The organism is Protofrankia sp. CiT1 (assembly GCF_917627335.1).
Lineage (GTDB): Bacteria > Actinomycetota > Actinomycetes > Frankiales > Frankiaceae > Protofrankia.
Genome location: NZ_CAKJTP010000232.1, coordinates 1 through 3,181, shown reverse-complemented (window position 1 = coordinate 3,181; position 3,181 = coordinate 1). Strand labels below are relative to the sequence as shown.

Genomic DNA, 3,181 nt, shown 5'->3' with positions numbered 1-3,181 from the left:
TGTGGTGTTCACTGCCTGCTGTGAACCGCGAGAACTCTCAGCATGTCCGATTCCTCGGTATCGCGGGGGCGGGGCTGTCCGCGCTCGCCCATGTCCATCTTGCCCGTGGCGGCGCGGTCAGCGGCAGTGACGCCCAGGACGCTCCTCGTCTGGACGCGCTGCGTGCCGCTGGCGCACAGGTGCGGGTGGGGGCTGTCACGGACCCCGGCGAGCTGGCCGCGGAACTGGTCGGGGTGGACGTGGTGGTCGCCTCCAGCGCGTTCCCCGACGATCATCCCGAGCTGCTGGCTGCCCGGCGCGCTGGGATTCCCGTCCGCCGCCGCGGCGACTGGCTGCCCGAGCTGACCGCTGGCTACGACCTGCTTGCGGTCGCCGGCTCGCACGGCAAGACCACCACGTCCGCCATGCTCAGCCTCGTGCTGCGGGCCGCGGGCCTCGACCCGACGGCGGTCATCGGTGCCGAGGTCGCTCAGCTCGGCGGTAACGCGCTGGTGGGCGCCGGCCGGGTGTTCGTCCTGGAGGCTGACGAGTACGGCGGGGCGTTCGCGAACCTCGACCCCGTTCTCGCGGTGATCACCAACGTCGAGTGGGAGCATCCCGATGTGTTCCCCGATGAGGCGGCCGTGCGCGCGGCCTTCACCGCGTTCGCCCTGCGGGTCCGCGCGGGGGGGACGCTCGTCGCCTGTGGTGATCATCCAGGTGTCCGGATGGTGCTTGCGGCCTTGCCGCACGGCCACGCGCGTGTCGTCGACTACGGTCTGGACGCGGGCCGCGCCTGGCGGGCGGTTGATCCGCGGGCGACGCCGGGCGGCGGCGTCCGGGCAACAGTGCGCCACCGCGGCGAGGAGGCTGGGACGCTCGACCTCGCGTTGCCGGGCACCCACACCGTCCTCAACGCTCTCGCGGTACTTGCCGTGGCCACCGAGCTGGGCCTTGCCGTGCCCGACACGCTTGCGACACTGGCGACCTACACCGGGGCGGCCCGGCGGTTCCAACGGGTCGGCACGGCCGCGCCTACTGACCGCCGCGGCCCGTTGGAGATCGTTGATGACTATGCCCATCACCCGACCGAGATCCTGGTGACGCTGGCGGCGGCCCGCCAGCGGGCCCAGTCGCGCCAGGTGTGGGCTGTCGTCCAGCCGCACACGTTCAGCCGGCTGGCCGCCCTGATGGATGACTTCGCCGCCGCGTTCATCGATGCCGACCGGGTGTACGTCACCGACATCTACGCCGCCCGCGAGCACGACACCCTGGGCCTGCACGCCAGTGACCTGGCCAAGAAGATTTTCGTCCCGGAGACGACGTACTACGTTCCGTGGGCGGGACTCACCGATCGGCTGGTGACCGATCTGTCGGTGAGCCTGCCAGCCGCGCCGGACGGCGTCCTGCTGCTGACGCTCGGCGCTGGAACGATCACCGAGATCGGTCCGCGCCTGCTCGCGGCGCTGGATGGCAGGCCGGACAGGTGAGAACCACCGCCGTGGAGGCGCTGGCGGGAGGGCGGTCGATCAGGGAGCGGCGTCCGGGTGGTCGGGCTGCCGGACCTGGCCAGGCCGATGCGCGGAGGTGGAGCAGGCTGGCATCGAGGGCCGGCCGAGCGCGGTCATATCGTGCTTGCGGTCATATCGTGGTTGTGGTCATACCGTGCTTGTGGTCATAGTGTGGTTGCGGTCATAGTCTGGTCATTGCGCGGCCGTCGTTTGTGGTTCGTGTCGGATGCGAGATCTTTCCGTTCGAAAGGGTGGTCACCTCCCGAGGCTGAGACGCGTCAGGGGGTGGCGGGTGGCGCGGCATAGTACTCGGTTTGCGGGATGGGAGGCGATCGTTTCCCGGGTGCGCAATGATGTGACCCGATGGACGCAAAGGTTCCGGGTGACGCGCCGGGTGCGTCCTTGACCCCCGCGCTGCGCGTCCCTACTGTCCGGTCCACGGTTGGAAGTTGACATAACATTAACCGTCTAGCTGACGGTGAAGGTTGAAGCTCATCAGCCGTTCCCCGCTCCATCCACTCGGCGCCGCCTTCCCCGCTGCACCGGGCGGCTGGGGCATGTCCCCCGTCCGCCCACCGATGCCGCTGGAGGACCGACACCGCATGGCAGCTCCTCAGAACTACCTGGCGGTGATCAAGGTCGTCGGGATTGGCGGTGGCGGCGTCAATGCCGTCAACCGCATGATCGAGGTTGGGCTCAAGGGTGTCGAGTTCATCGCGATCAATACCGACGCCCAAGCCCTGCTGATGAGCGACGCCGACGTCAAGCTCGACGTCGGCCGGGAGCTCACCCGAGGGCTCGGCGCGGGCGCCGACCCGGAGGTCGGTCGCCAGGCTGCCGAAGATCATCGCGAGGAGATCGAAGAGGTCCTCAAGGGCGCCGACATGGTGTTCGTGACCGCGGGGGAAGGCGGTGGTACCGGCACCGGCGGCGCGCCGGTGGTGGCCAACGTCGCCCGGTCGCTCGGCGCGTTGACCATCGGTGTCGTCACCCGCCCGTTCACGTTCGAAGGGCGCCGCAGGGCAACCCAGGCGGATTCTGGAATCGACGCCCTGCGTAATGAAGTTGACACGCTCATCGTCATTCCGAACGACCGGCTGTTGGCGATGACGGATCGTGACATCAGTGTGCTGGACGCGTTCCGCAGCGCGGACCAGGTCCTGCTCTCCGGTGTTCAGGGCATTACCGATCTCATTACCACCCCGGGTCTGATCAACCTCGACTTCGCCGATGTCAAGACCGTCATGTCGCATGCGGGCAGCGCGTTGATGGGTATCGGGCGTGCCCGCGGAGACGACCGCGCCATTGTCGCGGCCGAACAGGCCATCGCCTCGCCTCTCCTGGAGGCGAGCATGGACGGCGCCCAAGGGGTGCTGCTGAACATCTCGGGCGGATCCGATCTTGGCCTGTTCGAGATCAATGCCGCGGCCGAGCTGGTGGCGGACGCGGCCCATCCCGAAGCGAACATTATTTTTGGCGCGGTCATCGACGACGCGCTCGGCGACGAGGTCCGGGTGACGGTCATCGCCGCGGGCTTCGACACCGTCCAGGACCGCCGGACTCGTGGCCTGGCAAGCACCCGACGGCCCGGTAACGGTCAGCCGGCCGGGCCCGGGGCCACCGGTCCGGGCCCCGCCGGAGCCGGTGGGGCGCCTGCCGTCACGCCCGGCGCGACCGTGGCGCCGTCCGCC

Annotated in this window: 2 protein-coding genes; both read left to right on the top strand. The window is 69.3% G+C overall.

The annotated features are described in order from the left end of the window. The first annotated feature begins 20 nt into the window (after positions 1–20). Entirely contained in the window at positions 21–1,469 is a 1,449-nt protein-coding gene (murC, locus tag MJ785_RS20555; protein WP_239382416.1) for a UDP-N-acetylmuramate--L-alanine ligase, read from the top strand. A 623-nt stretch (positions 1,470–2,092) separates the two neighbouring features. Beyond that, positions 2,093–3,181, top strand: a 1,089-nt coding sequence (gene ftsZ / locus MJ785_RS20550; protein WP_239382412.1) for a cell division protein FtsZ, incomplete at its 3' end; no start/stop codon positions are given.